Origin of the sequence: Lysobacter sp. (assembly GCF_035655815.1) — a bacterium.
Taxonomy (GTDB): domain Bacteria; phylum Pseudomonadota; class Gammaproteobacteria; order Xanthomonadales; family Xanthomonadaceae; genus Lysobacter_J.
Window position 1 is genome coordinate 60117 of the sequence record NZ_DASRTS010000021.1, and the last position, 16568, is coordinate 76684.

The window sequence follows — 16568 nt, forward strand, 5'->3', positions numbered from 1 at the left end:
GACGACGCTCGTCATGCCGGCGTGGTGACTGCCGCCGGTCCTGGCGGCCACCTACTCCTGCGAGCGCGGCGTCGGTGATTTCGCCTGCACCGCCAGGTCGGCGATCTTCCACAGGTACAGACTCGCGTAGGTCCGATACGGGCCCCAGCGCTCGCCCAGCGCCAGCAGTTCCCTGGGCGTGGGCATGGTCTCCAGGCCGTCGACCCGTTGCGCCCCCTTGCGGACGCCCAGGTCGTCGACCGGCAGGACGTCCGGGCGGCCCAAGCGGAACATCAGCATCATTTCCACCGTCCAGCGGCCGATCCCACGCACCGGCACCAGAGCGGCGATGATGGCGTCGTTGTCCATCGTGCTCATGCGACGCAGGTCAGGGATCTCGCCGCGGGCCTCGCGCGCAGCCAGGTCGCGCAGCGCGAGCGTCTTGTTGCCGGACACGCCGCAGGCGCGCAGCGTCGCGTCGTCGATGCGGCCCAGCGTGTCGCAATGGAAGCGCCTGCTGTCGATGGCGGCTTCGACGCGTCCGACGATCGTCGCCGCGGCCTTGCCGCTGAGCTGCTGGTAAAGGATCGCGCGGGCCAGCGCATCGACCGGATCGAACGGCTTGCGCCAGCGCGGATCGGCCTCGATCGGACCGATCTTCTTCATCCACCGCGCCAGCTTGCGGTCGCATCGCGACAGGTGCGCGTGCGCGGCTTCGGTATCGAATCCCCTGGCATGGCGCGGCATGTCAGCGCCTCAATGCTTCGACGGCGTAGACCAGCCACGCGGCGATCATCAGCATGCCACCCACCGGTGCCAGCTGCGTCGGCATTCCGACCATCACACCCAGCACCAGGCTGCCGGAGAACAGCAGCGTGCCCACCAGCAGGACCACCAGCGCCAGCGTGCGCAGCATGCGCGGCCGACGCGGCGCCAGCGCCGCCAGCGCGATGCCGTGGCCGAACGCGAACAACGCCGCGCTGTGCAGGCGCGACTGGTCGACGCCCTGCGCGACGTGCGCCGCGTAGGCAGACAACGCAACCGCCGCTGCGGCGAGGATCGCACCGCCTGCTCCGAGGAGTCGTGCGGACAACGGTGCGTGATGCAGGTGGACACTCATGGACGGATCGGCGACGCGGGGGAGGCCGTCACCATAGCCCTTGCGCGTGCCCAAAACAAAACGCGCCGCGGAATCCGCGGCGCGTTCGTGTTGCAGCGTGAGCGGGTGCGGTTACTTGACCGCCCAGAACACGTCGTACTCGCCTTCCTCGGTGAAGCCGGCGGCGACGCCCGCCTTCCAGGCTTCGTACGGACGCTCGACGGTCTCGTAGCCGCGGGTCATCGCCCAGCCACGCAGTGCGTCGCGCACCTTGGCGAGGTTGGCCATGTGGCCCTTGAAGCCCGGCACCATCGCGACCTTCGCCGGCTCGTTGAAGACCGCGGTCACCGGACCTTCCACCTTGATGTCCAGCTTGGTGGCCGGACCGGTCGCGCCGATCTTGCGCACCGGCTGGGCGACGTCGAAGGAGTACATTTCGGCGCCGAACTCGTTGGTGATGATGCGGACCGGACCGTCGGCTTCCAGGCCGTTGGCGGCCATCACCTTCTTGATCCACTCCATGTTGCTGTTGATCTGGCCCATGACCTTCTCGTTGCTGCGTTCCACGGCAGCGGTCACGACCAGCAGGTTCTCAGCCGGGCGCTCGACGATCTTCGGCGCCTTGGCCGGGTCGTCCTTGCTCAGTTCGGCGTAGTCGTAGTTCGGCACGGCGGCCAGCATGTTGGTCAGGCGGGCCAGGCTCATCTTCATGTCCTCGCCGACGCTGCTGCTGACGTACAGACCGGCATAGCGGCCCAGCAGGTTCCAGCCGTAATCGACATCGTAGGTCTGGGTGATCTCGATGTTGCGGCCACCGCGGCCGGTCGGCTTGAAGGTGAACTCGGTGCGCTTGTTCTTGCCCGGCTCGATGTCGGTAATCGCGTAGGCGACGCGCTTGCCCGGTTCGCTGGCGGTGATCTCCCAGCTGCCCTGGCGCAGGCCCTTTTCCTTGGAGTCGTAGTCCAGACGCGAACCGACGCCGGACTCGGGGCCCGACAGCTTCAGCTGCATCTGCGGGTCCTTCAGCACCAGGATGTTCCAATCCTTGAAGCGGCGCATGCTGTTGAGGGTGTCGTACACGATCGTCAGCTTGCGGTTGGTTTCAACCGAGTGTTCAAGGTGACGGCTCGCCGGCAGCGCAATGCCCACGATGAGGAACAGCGCGGCAACAATTGCCAAGGAAATCAAAATCTCGATCAGACGGGTCATTCAGGTTTCTCCGAGGGCCGGGACCCGGGTCGGACCGGGACACAGACCGGCAATCGTATCAAGGAAGCCGCGGACGGGGCAGCCGTCCCCTGCAAGAAAGATCGGGTTGCCGGTCACGGGCCTTGGGACCGCCGCCGCAAGGACAAGTTCGGCAATGCGCCTACCCGGAAGCCCCGCCGGGATCGGGCTTTTACTCGCCGTTTGGCCCAACTACCCGGCGTTCCCCAAGCGGATGGAGCCGCGTCCCGATGCACAGTGCCTGGCTTCCCGAACCTCCGCCCGTTGCGTCGCGGCGAACGCCCGTCCAGGGATGGGCGGGCCGGGCCATCCGAAGCCGTTGCGTGCCGCCATGGGCGGCCTTGGTCACGGTCAGACCAACTGCAACTCGACGCCTTCAGCACGGCGCGGGTGCGGTCGCGTACGCCGAGCTTGCACAGGGTGAGCGGCAGCCGCTCGCGAGCCATCGGCTCGCGCTGCCGCGAACGCCCGGCGCGCTACGCCGGGCCAGGCATCCTGTCCTCAGACCAACTGCAGCTCGAACGCCTTCAACACGGCGCGGGTGCGGTCGCGTACGCCGAGCTTGGACAGGATGTTCGACACGTGGTTCTTGATCGTGCCTTCGGCCACGCCCAGCGAATTGGCGATTTCCTTGTTGGAAAAGCCGCCGGCCATCAGGCGCAGGATCTCCGTTTCGCGCTCCGTCAGCGGATCCGGACGATCCAGGCTGACGAAGTCGTTGCGCATGTGTTCCAGACCGGACAGCAGGCGCTGGGTCACCGCCGGCTGTACCAGCGAGCCGCCTTCCGACACCGTCTGAATCGCGCTCACCAGTTGCTCCAGCGAAACGTCCTTGAGCAGGTATCCCTTGGCGCCCGCCTTGAGGCCGGCCAGCACCAGCTGGTCGTCGTCGAAGGTGGTCAGGATGATCGTCGGCGGCAGGTTGTTGCTGCGCGCCAGCGACTGCAGCGCCTCCAGTCCCGACATCACCGGCATGCGCATGTCCATCAGCACGACGTCGGGGCGGATCTGCGGGATCAGCTCGACGGCCTGGCGGCCGTCGCCAGCCTCGCCCACCACTTCGATGCCTTCGGCCAGGGCCAGCAGGGAGCGCACGCCCTGCCGGACCAGGGTCTGGTCGTCGACTATCAACACACGGATCATGCGATGGCTCCTTCGCAGGCAGCGGCCGCAGCCGCCGAGGCCGGCAGGGTCAGGTGCAGGCAGAAGCCCTCACCCGGCCGGGTTTCGATTTTAAGAGTGCCGCCGTGCTGCTGCAGTCGTTCGCGCATGCCGCGCAGACCGTTGCCGGCGACCAGGTTGTCCGCGCCGTGCCCATCGTCGCGCGCGCTGACGACGATGCAGTCCTCTCGTCGTCCGGCGTTGATCCACAGGTTGCGCGCGCCCGCATGGCGCACGGCGTTGGTGATGATTTCCTGCGTGCAACGCAGCAGCACGTGGGCGCGCTCGGGATCGTCCAGCGTCAGCGGCGCCTGGATGTCCATGTGGATGTCGAGCGCGGGTACGTTTTCGGCCAACGGCAGCAGCGCGGCCGACATGTCAATCGCACCGCCTTCGCGCAACTGGCTGACCGCCTCGCGCACGTCGGTGAGCAGCAGCCGCGCCAGCGTGTGCGCCTGCTGTACGTGTTCCTTGACCCGGCCTTCCGACAGATGCCCGGCCACTTCGAGGTTGAGGCTCAGCGCGGTGAGGTGGTGGCCGAGCAGGTCATGCAGTTCGCGCGAGATGCGCGTGCGTTCGTTCACGCGGACGCTCTCGCCCAGCAGCGCGCGCGTGGCGCGCAGTTCGGCGTTGAGCCGGCGCTGCTCCTCGCGCGCCTCCGCCTGCTGGCGGGCCACCAGCGCGGTCACGAAGACCAGGCTGGAGAAGCCCATGTAGCCCATGGACTGCAACACCGCCACCATCGGCGGGAAGTCCAGCGCCTCGACGAACACCGGGATGATCGCGATGTTGCCGCCGACCAGCCACGCCAGGCCCCAGCGCACCGGCATCAGCCAGGGCAGCAGTCCGGCCACGACCATCAGCAGGATGCTGCCCAGGCCAGTGCTGGAGAAATAGCTGACGCCGATCGCGCAGCCGGTGAGGATCAGCAGGAGCAGATGGTCGACCACCCCGGGCCGGCGCTGGCCCAGCTGGCGCGTGATCCACCAGTACACCGCGCCGAAGGCCAGGTAGACGGCCAGCCAGCGCAGCACCTGCAGCGCGACCGGCCCTTCGGTTTCGGGCTCCAGGATCGCCGGATCCAGCCACACGTTGAGCAGCCACAGGCCCACCGCGCCCCAGGTGAACAGGCCCGCGTAGCGCAGAAGTCGGGTGTGATTGAGGCGGGCCAACATGCCGGCATGCTAAACGCATCAAGGGCCTGCCGAGCCGTCCGAAAGTCATGACTCAGGCACTGGTCGCAACTTCCGCCCGGCTCCGTCCTGCCGGCGCGCCAGCTGGCGAAGCGAGACTGCTTGCCGGACCACTGGCGTTTTCCGTGGACGGGGCGCCGCAACACGAACTGTGATGGGTCGCCCGGGCCGGACGGCCATGCGATAATCGGCCGGCCGGTCGTGCCATGCGTCCGGTCCGAGAAATACTGGAGCCTGGAATGTCGATCGTCGTCCGCGACGTGCGAGAGCACGAGCTGGATTCCGTCCTTGCCCTCAACAACGCCGCCGGGCCCGCGATCCTGCCGCTGGATGCGGCCAGACTGCGCCACTTCTACGACACCGCCGAATACTTCCGCGTCGCCGAGCGCGATGGCGCCCTCGCCGGTTTCCTGATCGGCATGGGCAGCCACACCGATCACGACAGCAGCAACTTCCGCTGGTTTCGCGAGCGCTACCCGAACTTCTTCTATATCGACCGCATCGTTGTCGCCAGCCGCCGGCGCGGCGGCGGTGTGGGCCGTGCGTTCTACGCCGACGCGCAGAGCTATGCCGAACTGCGTTACCCGCAGATGGCATGCGAGGTGTTCCTGGAAGGTACCAACGACCCCGCCCTGCTCTTCCATGGCAGCTTCGGCTTCCACGAGGTCGGCCAGCACGTGATGGAGGAAGCCGGCGTTCGCGCCGCCATGCTGATGAAGCCGCTGTGCAGCTACGGCTGGGTGCGCGACACCTATGGCGACGCCCTGCCGCAGACGCCCTGGATCACCCGTCCGCGTACCGCCTCCAGCGCGGCCATGGCCCCGCGCCCGACGGGAACCGCCCTGTGAGCGCGGCGATGGATTTCGAGCCGGCGGGCGAACTCAAGATCGGTCAGGTCGGCATCGCAAACCTCCGCATTCGCACCCTCGACGTCGACCGCCTGGTCGACGAGATGCGCGGCCGCGTGCAGCGTGCGCCCAAGCTGTTCGCGCGCGCCGCGGTGGTTATCGATTTCGGCGGCCTGTCGCGCACGCCCGACGAGGCGACCGCACGCGCGCTGATCGCGGGCCTGCACGAAGCCGGCGTGCTGCCGGTCGCCCTGGCTTACGGCACCACCGAGATCGAGCGCCTCTCCGAAGCGCTTGGGCTGCCGCTGCTGGCGAAGTTCCGCGCCTCGTACGAGCGTGACGATGCCGCGCCCACCGCACCGGAGCCACCACGTCGCGAGCCCGAACCGGCACCCGCGGCTCCCGCGCCACGCGCGTCGAAGGCAGCAGCCGCAGCCTCGCCCGCTCCGAGCCCGGCCAACAATCCGGGCATGATCCAGTCGACGCCGGTGCGTTCGGGCCAGCAGATCTACGCGGAGAACCGCGACCTGACCGTACTCACAACGGTGGGCGCCGGCGCGGAAGTCATCGCCGACGGCTCGGTGCATATTTACGGACCGCTGCGCGGCCGTGCGCTCGCAGGCGCGCAAGGTTTCGAACAGGCACGCATCTTCTGCCGCGAGTTCCATGCCGAACTCGTCGCGATTGCGGGCCACTACAAAGTGATGGAAGAGATTCCCAAGGAGCTGCGCGGCAAGGCCGTGCAGGTCTGGCTCGAAGACCAACAACTAAAGATCGCGGCCCTGGATTGAGGCCGCATTACCGGAGGATTTGAACTTGGCCGAAATCATCGTAGTCACCTCGGGCAAGGGCGGCGTGGGCAAGACCACCACCAGCGCCAGCCTCGCCTGCGGCCTCGCGCGCCGTGGCCACAAGGTCGCCGTCATCGACTTCGACGTCGGTCTGCGCAACCTCGACCTGATCATGGGCTGCGAACGCCGCGTGGTGTACGACTTCGTCAACGTCGTCAACGGCGAGGCGTCGCTGAAGCAGGCGCTGATCAAGGACAAGCGTTTCGAGAACCTGTACGTGCTGGCTGCCTCGCAGACGCGCGACAAGGATGCGCTGACGAAGGAAGGCGTGCAGAAGGTGCTCGACGACATGGTCGCCGACGGCTTCGACTACATCGTCTGCGACTCGCCGGCCGGCATCGAGAAGGGCGCTTACCTGGCGATGTATTTCGCCGACCAGGCGCTGGTCGTGGTGAACCCGGAAGTGTCCTCGGTGCGCGACTCCGACCGCATCCTCGGCCTGCTGGCGTCGAAGACGCGCCGCGCCGAGAACGGCGAGCGCATCAAGGAGCACCTGCTGCTCACCCGTTACAGCCCCAAGCGCGTGGAAACCGGCGAGATGCTGTCGGTCGGCGACGTCGAGGAAATCCTCGGCCTGAAAACCATCGGCGTGATCCCCGAATCGCCCGACGTGCTCAACGCGTCTAACAAGGGCGAACCCGTCATCCTGGAGACCGAGTCCGACGCGGCCCAGGCCTATGACGACGCCGTCGCGCGCCTGCTGGGCGACACCCGGCCGATGCGTTTCACCACTGCGGAGAAGAAGGGCTTCTTCAGCAAGATCTTCGGAGGTTGAGGATGGGCCTGTTCGATTTCCTGCTCGCCAAGAAGCAGACCGCCACCATCGCCAAGGACCGCCTGCGCATCATCGTCGCGCACGAGCGGGCCGGCCGTGGCACTTCGAGCCCGGACTACCTGCCGATGCTGCAGCGCGAACTGCTTGAGGTGATCCGCAAGTACATCAACGTCGACGCCGATGCGGTCAAGGTGGACCTGATCGGCGAAGGCGACAACAAGGTGCTGGACATCTCGGTCGCCCTGCCGGAGACGCCGGCGCAGGCGTGATGCGCCGCTCCTGTTCCTTCTCCCTGCAAATGCAGGGGGGTTGGGAGGGGGTGAAGTGTCGACCTGAAGCGCCAGATCGCTGACGCTCCGCTCCGACGTAACCCTCCCCGACCCTCCCCAGCCTTCGCAGGGGAGGGAGAAAAACCCAATGCTCACCCTCGACGACATCGACTTCGACGCCACCGCGGCACTGCTCGCCCGCTACGGCCTGCAACTCCATCGCGTAGCCGACGGCGAGGCGATCCCCGGCAGCTACTGGGGCGAGTGCGAGGCTGGGCTGATCGGCAGCAACGTCTACGCGCGCGGCGACACGCCGGTGCATTCGCTGCTGCACGAAGCCGCGCACCTGATCGTGTTGCCGCCGGAGCGCCGCGCGCAGGTGCATACCGACGCCACCGACTCCATCGAGGAAGAAGACGCCGTGTGCGTGCTGCAGGCCCTGCTCGGCGACGCACTGCCGGGCGTGGGACGCGAGCGCGTGCTGGCCGACATGGACGGCTGGGGCTACACGTTCCGCCTGGGCTCGGCGAAGGCGTATTTCGAAGGCGATTCAGACAGCGCCTGGCAATGGCTGCACGTGCGCGGTCTGGCGGACTCGCGGGCACGGACGTTGGCTTTGCCGGCCTGATCCGGCGTTCCGACGAATTTCCAGCCGTCATTCTCGCGCAGGCGGGAATCCATGTACCCGATCTCTTCCGCTCTCCGGAAGACCCGGGGTGCCTGACGGATGGATCCCCGCCTTCGCGGGGATGACAGCGGAAAAGCCGCGCTTCCGGTGACCCGTGCGCTGTCGCCTCCAGCGAGACGCGCCGCAGCGCACCAAACCACCTTCCCTTGCGCCGGCCGGGCGTGGCCTCTAGCCTTCCGGGGCCGCCGCGTCGTGGCGTGCAGTCCCACCGGAGAACGTCATGATGAAACCCGTACGCGCACTGCTCGCGCTCAGCATCACCGCGGCCGTGATCGGCCTGGGCGGTTGCAAGAAGGAACCGACCCCCACCACGACCGGAGCGCCGACCACCGCGCCGGCCGGCGAGACCGCCGACCAGTTCATCGCCCGGGTCAACGACGAATACCGCAAGATGTATCCGGAGATGACGGCCGCGCAGTGGCTGTCCTCCACCTACATCAACGACGACAGCCAGCTGCTGTCGGCCAAGGCCAACGAGCGCTACCTGGCGCAGCTCAAGAGCTGGATCGACCAGGCGCAGCGCTTCGAGGGCCAGCAGATGTCGCCCCAGACCGCGCGCTCGATCCAGCTGCTCAAGCTGTTCACCTCGATGCCGCCGCCGAAGGATCCGGCGAAGCTCGAGGAACTGACCAAGATCGCCACGCGCATGGAAGGCATGTACGGCGCCGGCACCTACTGCAGGGGCGAAGGCGACGACAAGCAGTGCCGCCAGCTCGGCGACCTGGAAGACGTGCTGCGCAACAGCCGCGACTACGACGAGCAGCTTGAAGCCTGGCAGGGCTGGCACACGATCTCCAAGCCGATGCGCAAGGACTACACGCGCTTCGTCGAGCTGGTCAACGAAGGTGCGCGCGACATGGGCTTCGCCGATACCGGCGAGATGTGGCGCTCCGGCTACGACATGACGCCTGCGGAGATCGCCGCCGAGACCGACCGCCTGTGGAGCCAGGTCAAGCCGCTGTACGAGCAGTTGCACTGCTACGCGCGCACGCGCCTGGAAGCCAAGTACGGCACCGATCGCGGCCACGTGGCCGGCAACATGCTGCCCGCGCACCTGATGGGCAACATGTGGCAGCAGGACTGGGGCAACTTGTGGGACATTCTGGCGCCGTACCCGAACGCCAGCATCCCCGAGATCACCAGCGCGCTGGAATCGCAGTACCGCGCCACGCACGACGCGCAGCTTGCGAAGAACCCGGACAAGCGCTCGCCCGCCGACCTGGCGCAGATCGAGCAGGACGCCAGGCTCGCCTCGGCCAAGCTGATGACCGAGCGCGCGCAGGACTTCTACACCTCGCTGGGCATGGCCAAGCTGCCCGAGACTTACTGGGCGCGTACGCAGTTCATCAAGCCGCGTGACCGCGACGTGGTGTGCCACGCCAGCGCGTGGGACATGAACATGGCCGGCGACGTGCGCACCAAGATGTGCATCAAGCCGAACGAGGAAGATTTCACGACGATCTACCACGAGCTTGGCCACGTCTATTACTACATGGCCTACAACCACCTGCCGCCGCTGTTCCAGCAGGGCGCGCACGATGGTTTCCACGAGGCGATCGGCGACACCATCGTGCTGGCGATGACGCCCAAGTACCTGCAGTCGATCGGCCTGGCCGGCGACCAGCAGGTCAGCGAGGAATCGCTGGTCAACGCGCAGATGCGCATGGCGCTGGCGAAGGTGTCGTTCCTGCCGTTCGGCCTGATGATCGACCGCTGGCGCTGGGGCGTGTTCGACGGCTCCATCAAGCCCGACCAGTACAACAAGGCGTGGTGGGACCTGAAGGCGAAGTACCAGGGCGTCGCGCCGAACGCCCCGCGCGGCGAGGAGTTCTTCGATCCGGGTGCGAAGTACCACGTGCCGGGCAACACGCCGTACACGCGCTACTTCCTCTCGCACGTGCTGCAGTTCCAGTTCTACAAGGCGCTGTGCGACGCGGCCGGCCACAAGGGCCCGCTGTATGAGTGCAGCTTCTACGGCAACAAGGAGGCCGGTGCGCGCTTCCAGGCCATGCTGAGCAAGGGCGCCAGCCAGCCGTGGCAGCAGACCATGAAGGAGCTGACCGGCGGCGAGAAGATGGACGCTTCGGCCGTGCTGGAGTACTTCGACCCGCTGCAGAAGTGGCTGAAGCAGCAGAACGAAGGCAAGACCTGCGGCTGGCAGGCCTCGGCTGCGGATGTAGCGCCCGCCGCGAAGCAGGAAGCGCCCAAGCAGGGCTGATTCCGCCTGCAACGCGCTGCGAAACGGCCGGCCTTTGCCGGCCGTTTCCTTTTTGCGGCGGCGCGCGGGCTGTCCCGCCAGCGTGCGCACCATGTTCATACGCGCGCCGCGTTATGGTGCGGGCATGAAGAAACTCCTGACCCCTATCGCCATTGCGGCCACGCTTGCGTGGACATCCGCAGTGCAAGCCGGTGAACGCGTCGATCTGCTCATCCGCGACGCCAACGTGATCGACGTCGTTTCCGGCACGTCGCAGCCGCATCGCAGCATTGCCGTCGACGACGGCCGCATCGTCGCCATCGTCGACGCGAAGCGCGCGAAGGACTTCGAGGCGGCACGGGAACTCGATGCGCGCGGCAAGTTCGCCATCTCCGGTCTGTGGGACATGCACGTGCATTTCGGCGGCGGCGAGGCGCTGATCGAGGAGAACCGCAACCTGCTGCCGCTCTACCTCGCCCACGGCATCACCGCCGTACGCGATGCCGCCGGCGACCTCAGCCAGAGCGTGTTCCAGTGGCGCGACGCGGTGGCGAAGGGCGAACTCGCCGGCCCGCGCATCTTCACTTCCGGCCCGAAGATCGAAGGCTACAAGTCGATCTGGCCGGGGGATCTTGAGATCGGCACCGAGGCCGAACTCGACGCTGCGCTCGACCAGTTGCAGCGCTGGAAGGTCGACTTCGTCAAGATCACCGACAACACGCTCTCGCCGGAGTTGTTCCTCGCCGCGGTGAAGGAGGCGACCGCCGCGGGCTGAAAACCTCCGCGCACGTGCCCTATTCCCTGACGCTGGAAGAAGTAAGCGCGGCAGGTCTGGATTCGATCGAACATCTCGACTACGCGTTCAAGGCCGGCTCGCCGCTGGAAAAAATCGCGCTCGGCGAGATCACCGGCCGCGATGCCTGGACGCAATGGAACGCCACGTTCGATCCCGCCCGTGCGATGGCCGCCTACCGCAACCTGGCCCGGCATGGCACGGCGATCACGCCGACGATCAACGGCAGCCGCGTGGTGACCTACCTGGACCACGACGACCACCACGACGACGAGTACCTGAAGTACATCGGCCCCGGCCTGCAAGCCACCTACACTTGGCGCGTGGAGCGCGCGGCCAAGGACGATGCGCCGGCTATCGCCCGCCGCCACGAACGCTTCGAGAAGAGCGCCAGCGTGCTGCCGATGCTGCAGCAGGCAGGCGTGACCATCCTGGCCGGCACCGACGCCGGCTTCCTCAACTCGTACAACTACCCCGGCATCGGCCTGCACCAGGAACTGGGCTGGCTGGTGCATTACGGGCTCACGCCCGCGCAGGCGCTGCAGGCCACCACCATCAACGGGGCCCGCTTCCTGGGCCACGAGGATGAATACGGCACGCTGGCGGCGGGCAAGGTCGCCGACGTGGTGCTGCTGGACGCCAACCCGCTGCACGACATCGCCGCCACCCGTCGCATCCACGCGGTGGTGCAGCGCGGAACGGTGCACGACCGTGCCGACTTGGACGCGATGCTGGCCGACGTCGCCCGGCGCGTCGCCGCACAGCGCGCCGCCGGCGATCGCTAGGCCGGGCGCTTCCCCAACGCGGGGCGCGGCCGTACGCTGCGGCAATGAACCGCGCCGACGCCTTTGCCGATCTGGCACCGCAGCCGCTCGACCGCGCCACGGCGCTGCCCGCGCGCTACTACGTAGACCCGGCGATGGTTGCGCTGGACCGGCACGCGATCTTCGACCGCGGATGGCAGCTGATCGCCCATGTCTGCCAGTTGCGCGATGCGGGCGACCACGTGATCGGCGACTTCGCCGGTCTGCCGGTGATCGCGGTGCGTGGCGCCGACGGCGCGATCCGCGTCTTCCACAACGTATGCCGCCATCGCGCCGGGCCGCTGGCCGGCTGTGACGGGCTGGCCGCCAAGTCGCTGCGCTGCCGCTACCACGGCTGGACCTACACCCTGGAAGGCGTGTTGCGCTCGGCACCCGAAATGGGCGGCGCGCCGGATTTCGAACCGTCCGGCGTACGCCTGCCGCAACTGGCGGTGCGCGTGTGGCGAGGACTCGTGTTCGCCGCCGTGGACGAAGCCCGCGCTCCCCCGTTCGAGGAATTCGTCGAGGGCATCGACGCCCGCCTCGGCGCCAACCGCGGCCTGGAGCATTACGGGCATCACTATCGCGTGGGCTACGACGTCGACTGCAACTGGAAGATCTACGTCGACAACTACCTCGAGGGCTATCACGTCCCGCACATCCACCCCGGACTCAACCGCCTGCTCGACTACCGCAGCTACGTCACCGAGACGAAGCGGTGGTACTCGTACCAGTGGAGCCCGCTGGAAAGCGGCGACGCGCTGTACGGCGACGGCGATGCGCTGTACTACTGGCTGTGGCCCAACACGATGCTCAACATCCTGCCCGGTCGCCTGCAGACCAATCGCGTGATCCCCAGGGGCATGGGCCGCTGCCGCGTCGAGTTCGACTTCTACTACACGCTCGACGAATCCGGCGACGCACGCGCACGGCGCGACGCCGACCTCGCCTTCAGCGACGAGGTGCAGCTTGAAGACCTGACGATCTGCGAGGACGTGCAGCGCGGTCTTGCTTCCGGTTCGTACGAACCCGGACGGCTCAATCCCCTGCGCGAGAACGCCGTGCATCATTTCCACGAACTGCTGCGCAGCGTGTATCGCGATGCGGCCGGCTGAAGCCGCGGGTCGCACGCGGATGATGGCGCGGCCATGACGGCGCAGCGCCCGCTGGGCTTCTGGACGGCAACCGCGCTGGTGGTCGGCAACATCATCGGTTCGGGTGCGTTCCTGCTGCCTGCGGCACTGGCGCCCTACGGCGCGGCCAGCCTGGTCGGCTGGGGCATCACGCTGACGGGCGCAGTGCTGCTGGCGGTGACGTTCGCGATGCTTGCGCGGCGCTGGCCGCAGACCGGCGGGCCGTACGTGTTCGCGCGCAATGCCTTCGGCGAACTCCCCGGCTTCATGATCGCGTGGAGTTACTGGATCTCGATCTGGTGCGCGACGGCCGCCATCGCGGTGGCCTTCGCCGGCAGTCTCGGCGCGCTGTTCCCGGCACTGACCGCGACGCCGCTGCGCGCGGCCGGATGTGCGCTGGGCGGGCTGTGGCTGTGCAGCGCGATCAACCTGGCCGGCGTGCGCGAGGCCGGACGCGTGCAGCTGCTGACCACCGCGATGAAGCTGCTGCCGCTGCTGCTGTTCGGCGGCGTCGCGCTGTGGTTCGTCGACAGCCGTCTCTACGTCCCGTTCAACCCCACCGACATGAGCCTGCCGCAGGTCGCGCACGCGACCGTCGCGCTGACGCTGTGGGCCCTGCTGGGGCTGGAATCGGCCACGGTACCGGCCGGCGCCATCGAGAACCCGCAACGCACGGTGCCTCGTGCCACGGTCGTCGGCACGCTGGTCGCGGGCATCGCCACGGTGCTGGCCTGCACAGCCGTGCTGGGCGTGTTGCCGGCGGACCGGCTCGCATCGTCGCAGGCGCCGATGGCCGACGCCGCGAACGCACTGTGGGGACCGACGGCGGGCACGCTGCTCGCGCTGGTGATGGCGGTGTCGTGCTTCGGTGCGCTCAACGGCTGGGTGCTGCTGTCGGCGCAACTGCCGCTGGCGGCAGCACGCGACGGCGTACTGCCACCCGTGTTCGCAAGGCTCGATCGCGGCGGCACGCCGGTCTACGGCCTGATGATCAGCAGCGTGCTCGCCAGCGCGCTGGTGGCGAGCAACTACAGCCGTTCGCTGGTGCAGGTATTCACGTTCTCGATCCTGCTGTCGACCGCCGCGACGCTGCTGCCCTACGTCGCCGGCAGCGCGGCCTGGCTATGGCGCGGCAGCGGCACCGCAAGCCGCATCGTCGCCGCGCTCGCGCTGGCGTACAGCCTGTACGCGCTGCTGGGCATCGGCGGTGAAGCGCTGGCGTGGGGTGCGGTGCTGGTGCTGTCGGGCCTGCCGCTGCACTACCTGCTGCGCCGGCGAGGCTGACTCAGATCGACTCGCCGGGAACGGTGGTGGTGCCCTCGCCCAGGCGCGTGCGCGCCACGCGCGCTTCCCAGCGCCAGAAGCCGTATGCAAGCGCCAGGAACACGATCGCCGTGCACACCAGCCACAGCGCGCGGTCGCTGATCCACGGCGACAGCACGCCGGCGATCACCGCGTTGAGCACCAGGCTGGTGAAAGCCTGCAGCGACGAGGCCGAGCCGCGCTGTCGCGGATACATGTCCAGGATCGCCAGCGTCACGATCGGGAACACCAGCGCGATGCCGAACGCGTTGAGCACCATCGGCAGCACCGCCCACGGCACCTGCGGCACATCCACCAGCAGGTTGTAGAGCAGGTTCAGGCCGATCGCGAGCGCCGAACACGCGAAGCCGATCGACACCAGCTTCTCGCCCTTCACCTTGCCCGCACTGCGGCCGGAGACATACGCGCCCAGGATCATGCCGCTGATCATCGGCACGAAGAACCAGCCGAACTCGCGCTCGCTGAGCTTGAGGATGTCCAGCACGAACGCCGGCGCCGAGGCGATGTAGACCCACAACGCGGCGAAGTTGAACGCACTGGCGGCGGACAGGCGCTGGAAGCGGGGATTGACGACGATGGCGACGTAGTCGCGCAACAGCCGCCTGGGCGCAAGCGCCAGGCGCGACTGGGGCGGATGCGTTTCCGGCAGCATGCGCCAGGTCCCCACCAGCAGGACGACCGAGAACAGCACCAGGAACCAGAAGATCGCCGGCCAGCGGCTCCAGCCCAGGATCCACCCGCCGATCACCGGCGCCAGTGCCGGCGCCACGCCGAAGATCATCGACACCTGGCTCATCAGCCGCTGCGCATCGTCGCCATGCAGCACGTCGCGGATCACCGCGCGGCCGACGATCAGGCCCACGCCCGACGACAGCCCTTGCAGCGCGCGAAAGGCGAGCAGCGTCGGCAGGTCCTTCGCCAGCGCGCAGCCGGCTGACGCAATCGCGAACACGAACAAGCCACCGAGGATGACCTTGCGCCGCCCGATCGCATCGGACAGCGGGCCATGCACGATGCTCATCAGCGCATACGCCACCAGGTAGACGCTGATGGTCTGCTGCATCGCCACCTTGTCGGCGCCGAACTGCGCACCGATGGACGGAAACGCCGGGAAGATCGTGTCGATGGAGAACGGGCCGAACATCGCCAGGCCGCCAAGCAGCAGGGCCAGGCGGCGGACGGAAATGGAGAGCGTGGGTGTTGCGGGTGCGGCCATCGAGGAAGGAATCCGGAGTTCTCAAAAGAGCGAACGTTACTGTGCCGTCATTCCCGCGAAGGCGGAAATCCAGCGTCGTTGACCTCAAGGCACGAAGTCGCTCGATCCCCGCCTTCGCAGGGATGACGAGCAGACAACGGAACGGCTCAGGTGGTCGCGCCAGGGGCACGCGCCGTGGCGCTGTCCGGCGGCCCTTTCAGTTCCACCAGATTGCCTTCCGGGTCGTACAGGTACTGCGACGGGCCCTCGCCTTCGGCTCCGTAGCGCGAACCGAAGTCGCCGATGCGAACGCCGTTCGCCTGCAGGTGGGCGACGATGGCTTCGCGATCGAACGGCTCGGCACGCAGGCACAGATGGTCCATGTTGTGCGCCTCGGTACCGGGCGCGGCTCCGCCCATGCGGCCGAGCTTGCCCTCGACATCCACCAGGTCGATGAGGGAGTCCCCGGCGCGCAGCTGGATCAGACCGATCGCCTCCTGCCGGCGTTCCACATGGCAGCCCAGGACGCCGCAATAGAAGGCTTCCATCGCCGCGACGTCGCGGACCCGCAATACCACGTGGTCGAGCTGGAGCAGCTGGAAGGGAGGGTGGGCCATCGGAACGCTCCTTGCGCGTGGGCGGCCATGGTACGGCGACCGGGAGCAAGCTGAACGGACCGGCGTACCAAACGTCTGCTGCGGCAAGTCCGGCCCACAAGCCTCGACGCGACTGCCGTCACGTGCCGGCAAGGCGCCGGGCCGAGCCGGTATAATCGCGCCGCAAGCAGACGGTGGGAGAAGCGGACGGCCTTCGGGCCCGGACCGCTGCCGAAGGCGCAAACGCCCGGAATCGCTCAGGCCCCTATACCGCCGTCGGCTCACACTCTGGAGAGACCGACCGCCCGCGTCGTACCGGGACGGAACCGGCGCCGAAGGGGCAAGAAGCCAGCGGGGTCATCCTCCCCCGCCCCCGCGCTTCCAAACTCTCAGGCAAAAGGACAGAGGGGCACTCCACGTGCGGCCAACGCACGCCCG

17 protein-coding genes and 2 riboswitches are annotated in these 16568 nt (G+C 67.7%); of the genes, 10 read left to right on the forward strand and 7 right to left on the reverse strand.

The genetic code is table 11. From position 1 onward, the window contains the following. Positions 1–51 precede the first annotated feature (51 nt). The 5 genes from VFE83_RS05280 to VFE83_RS05300 form a co-directional block, all read right to left on the reverse strand. Entirely contained in the window at positions 52–726 is a 675-nt protein-coding gene (locus tag VFE83_RS05280; protein WP_324903839.1) for a DNA-3-methyladenine glycosylase, read from the reverse strand. 1 nt (position 727) lies between these two features. Beyond that, positions 728–1099 (reverse strand): DUF423 domain-containing protein, encoded by a 372-nt coding sequence (locus VFE83_RS05285; protein ID WP_324903840.1) that lies wholly within the window; start codon positions 1097–1099, stop codon positions 728–730. 111 nt (positions 1100–1210) lie between these two features. Further along, positions 1211–2287 carry an SRPBCC family protein gene (locus VFE83_RS05290; RefSeq protein WP_324903841.1) on the reverse strand — a complete coding sequence of 359 codons (1077 nt, stop codon included), beginning with the start codon at positions 2285–2287 and terminating at the stop codon, positions 1211–1213. Between the two features lie 519 nt (positions 2288–2806). Continuing rightward, the gene (locus VFE83_RS05295) at positions 2807–3448 is read right to left on the reverse strand and encodes a response regulator transcription factor (protein WP_324903842.1); all 642 of its coding nucleotides are present in this window, start codon (positions 3446–3448) and stop codon (positions 2807–2809) included. Then, entirely contained in the window at positions 3445–4641 is a 1197-nt protein-coding gene (locus VFE83_RS05300) for a sensor histidine kinase (RefSeq protein WP_324903843.1), read from the reverse strand. Before VFE83_RS05300 ends, VFE83_RS05295 begins: the two co-directional genes overlap by 4 nt. Positions 4642–4898: 257 nt before the next feature. Between VFE83_RS05300 and VFE83_RS05305 the strand changes: the two genes are divergently transcribed. The 10 genes from VFE83_RS05305 (at position 4899) to VFE83_RS05350 (ending at position 14300) form a co-directional block, all read left to right on the forward strand. Next, a complete protein-coding gene (locus VFE83_RS05305) occupies positions 4899–5507 on the forward strand; it encodes a GNAT family N-acetyltransferase (RefSeq protein WP_324903844.1) in 609 nt (202 codons plus the stop codon). Between the two features lie 8 nt (positions 5508–5515). Then, positions 5516–6298, forward strand: a complete 783-nt coding sequence (gene minC, locus VFE83_RS05310; protein WP_324903874.1) for a septum site-determining protein MinC — start codon at positions 5516–5518, stop codon at positions 6296–6298. A 25-nt stretch (positions 6299–6323) separates the two neighbouring features. After that, on the forward strand, positions 6324–7133 hold the full coding sequence (gene minD, locus VFE83_RS05315; protein ID WP_324903845.1) for a septum site-determining protein MinD: 810 nt from the start codon (positions 6324–6326) through the stop codon (positions 7131–7133). A gap of 2 nt (positions 7134–7135) precedes the next feature. Beyond that, positions 7136–7402 carry a cell division topological specificity factor MinE gene (gene minE / locus VFE83_RS05320; protein ID WP_324903846.1) on the forward strand — a complete coding sequence of 89 codons (267 nt, stop codon included), beginning with the start codon at positions 7136–7138 and terminating at the stop codon, positions 7400–7402. Positions 7403–7550: 148 nt separating this feature from the next. Then, on the forward strand, positions 7551–8030 hold the full coding sequence (locus VFE83_RS05325; protein ID WP_324903847.1) for a hypothetical protein: 480 nt from the start codon (positions 7551–7553) through the stop codon (positions 8028–8030). A 283-nt stretch (positions 8031–8313) separates the two neighbouring features. Continuing rightward, positions 8314–10308, forward strand: a complete 1995-nt coding sequence (locus VFE83_RS05330) for a M2 family metallopeptidase (RefSeq protein ID WP_324903875.1) — start codon at positions 8314–8316, stop codon at positions 10306–10308. A 124-nt stretch (positions 10309–10432) separates the two neighbouring features. Continuing rightward, the gene (locus VFE83_RS05335; RefSeq protein ID WP_324903848.1) at positions 10433–11062 is read left to right on the forward strand and encodes a hypothetical protein; all 630 of its coding nucleotides are present in this window, start codon (positions 10433–10435) and stop codon (positions 11060–11062) included. A gap of 14 nt (positions 11063–11076) precedes the next feature. Further along, positions 11077–11865, forward strand: coding sequence for an amidohydrolase family protein (locus VFE83_RS05340; RefSeq protein ID WP_324903849.1), 789 nt, complete (start codon positions 11077–11079; stop codon positions 11863–11865). Between the two features lie 44 nt (positions 11866–11909). Beyond that, positions 11910–12998 carry an aromatic ring-hydroxylating dioxygenase subunit alpha gene (locus tag VFE83_RS05345; RefSeq protein WP_324903850.1) on the forward strand — a complete coding sequence of 363 codons (1089 nt, stop codon included), beginning with the start codon at positions 11910–11912 and terminating at the stop codon, positions 12996–12998. 33 nt (positions 12999–13031) lie between these two features. Next, the gene (locus VFE83_RS05350) at positions 13032–14300 is read left to right on the forward strand and encodes an amino acid permease (RefSeq protein ID WP_324903851.1); all 1269 of its coding nucleotides are present in this window, start codon (positions 13032–13034) and stop codon (positions 14298–14300) included. A 1-nt stretch (position 14301) separates the two neighbouring features. On the opposite strand, the gene VFE83_RS05355 is transcribed toward VFE83_RS05350, so the two are convergent. Both VFE83_RS05355 and VFE83_RS05360 read right to left on the reverse strand, forming a co-directional pair. Continuing rightward, positions 14302–15555, reverse strand: a complete 1254-nt coding sequence (locus VFE83_RS05355) for a multidrug effflux MFS transporter (RefSeq protein WP_324903852.1) — start codon at positions 15553–15555, stop codon at positions 14302–14304. A gap of 146 nt (positions 15556–15701) precedes the next feature. After that, positions 15702–16151 (reverse strand): VOC family protein, encoded by a 450-nt coding sequence (locus VFE83_RS05360; RefSeq protein WP_324903853.1) that lies wholly within the window; start codon positions 16149–16151, stop codon positions 15702–15704. Between the two features lie 164 nt (positions 16152–16315). Next, positions 16316–16413, forward strand: a riboswitch (glycine riboswitch). A gap of 1 nt (position 16414) precedes the next feature. After that, positions 16415–16539: riboswitch (glycine riboswitch) on the forward strand. The last annotated feature ends 29 nt before the right edge of the window (positions 16540–16568 follow it).

Bases quoted from the DNA above. Each gene is read 5' to 3' on its own strand.
- VFE83_RS05280 (WP_324903839.1), bottom strand. From the start codon at position 726: ATGCCGCGCCATGCCAGGGGATTCGATACCGAAGCCGCGCACGCGCAC.
- VFE83_RS05285 (WP_324903840.1), bottom strand. From the start codon at position 1,099: ATGAGTGTCCACCTGCATCACGCACCGTTGTCCGCACGACTCCTCGGA.
- VFE83_RS05290 (WP_324903841.1), bottom strand. From the start codon at position 2,287: ATGACCCGTCTGATCGAGATTTTGATTTCCTTGGCAATTGTTGCCGCG.
- VFE83_RS05295 (WP_324903842.1), bottom strand. From the start codon at position 3,448: ATGATCCGTGTGTTGATAGTCGACGACCAGACCCTGGTCCGGCAGGGC.
- VFE83_RS05300 (WP_324903843.1), bottom strand. From the start codon at position 4,641: ATGTTGGCCCGCCTCAATCACACCCGACTTCTGCGCTACGCGGGCCTG.
- VFE83_RS05305 (WP_324903844.1), top strand. From the start codon at position 4,899: ATGTCGATCGTCGTCCGCGACGTGCGAGAGCACGAGCTGGATTCCGTC.
- minC (WP_324903874.1), top strand. From the start codon at position 5,516: ATGGATTTCGAGCCGGCGGGCGAACTCAAGATCGGTCAGGTCGGCATC.
- minE (WP_324903846.1), top strand. From the start codon at position 7,136: ATGGGCCTGTTCGATTTCCTGCTCGCCAAGAAGCAGACCGCCACCATC.
- VFE83_RS05325 (WP_324903847.1), top strand. From the start codon at position 7,551: ATGCTCACCCTCGACGACATCGACTTCGACGCCACCGCGGCACTGCTC.
- VFE83_RS05330 (WP_324903875.1), top strand. From the start codon at position 8,314: ATGAAACCCGTACGCGCACTGCTCGCGCTCAGCATCACCGCGGCCGTG.
- VFE83_RS05335 (WP_324903848.1), top strand. From the start codon at position 10,433: ATGAAGAAACTCCTGACCCCTATCGCCATTGCGGCCACGCTTGCGTGG.
- VFE83_RS05345 (WP_324903850.1), top strand. From the start codon at position 11,910: ATGAACCGCGCCGACGCCTTTGCCGATCTGGCACCGCAGCCGCTCGAC.
- VFE83_RS05350 (WP_324903851.1), top strand. From the start codon at position 13,032: ATGACGGCGCAGCGCCCGCTGGGCTTCTGGACGGCAACCGCGCTGGTG.
- VFE83_RS05355 (WP_324903852.1), bottom strand. From the start codon at position 15,555: ATGGCCGCACCCGCAACACCCACGCTCTCCATTTCCGTCCGCCGCCTG.
- VFE83_RS05360 (WP_324903853.1), bottom strand. From the start codon at position 16,151: ATGGCCCACCCTCCCTTCCAGCTGCTCCAGCTCGACCACGTGGTATTG.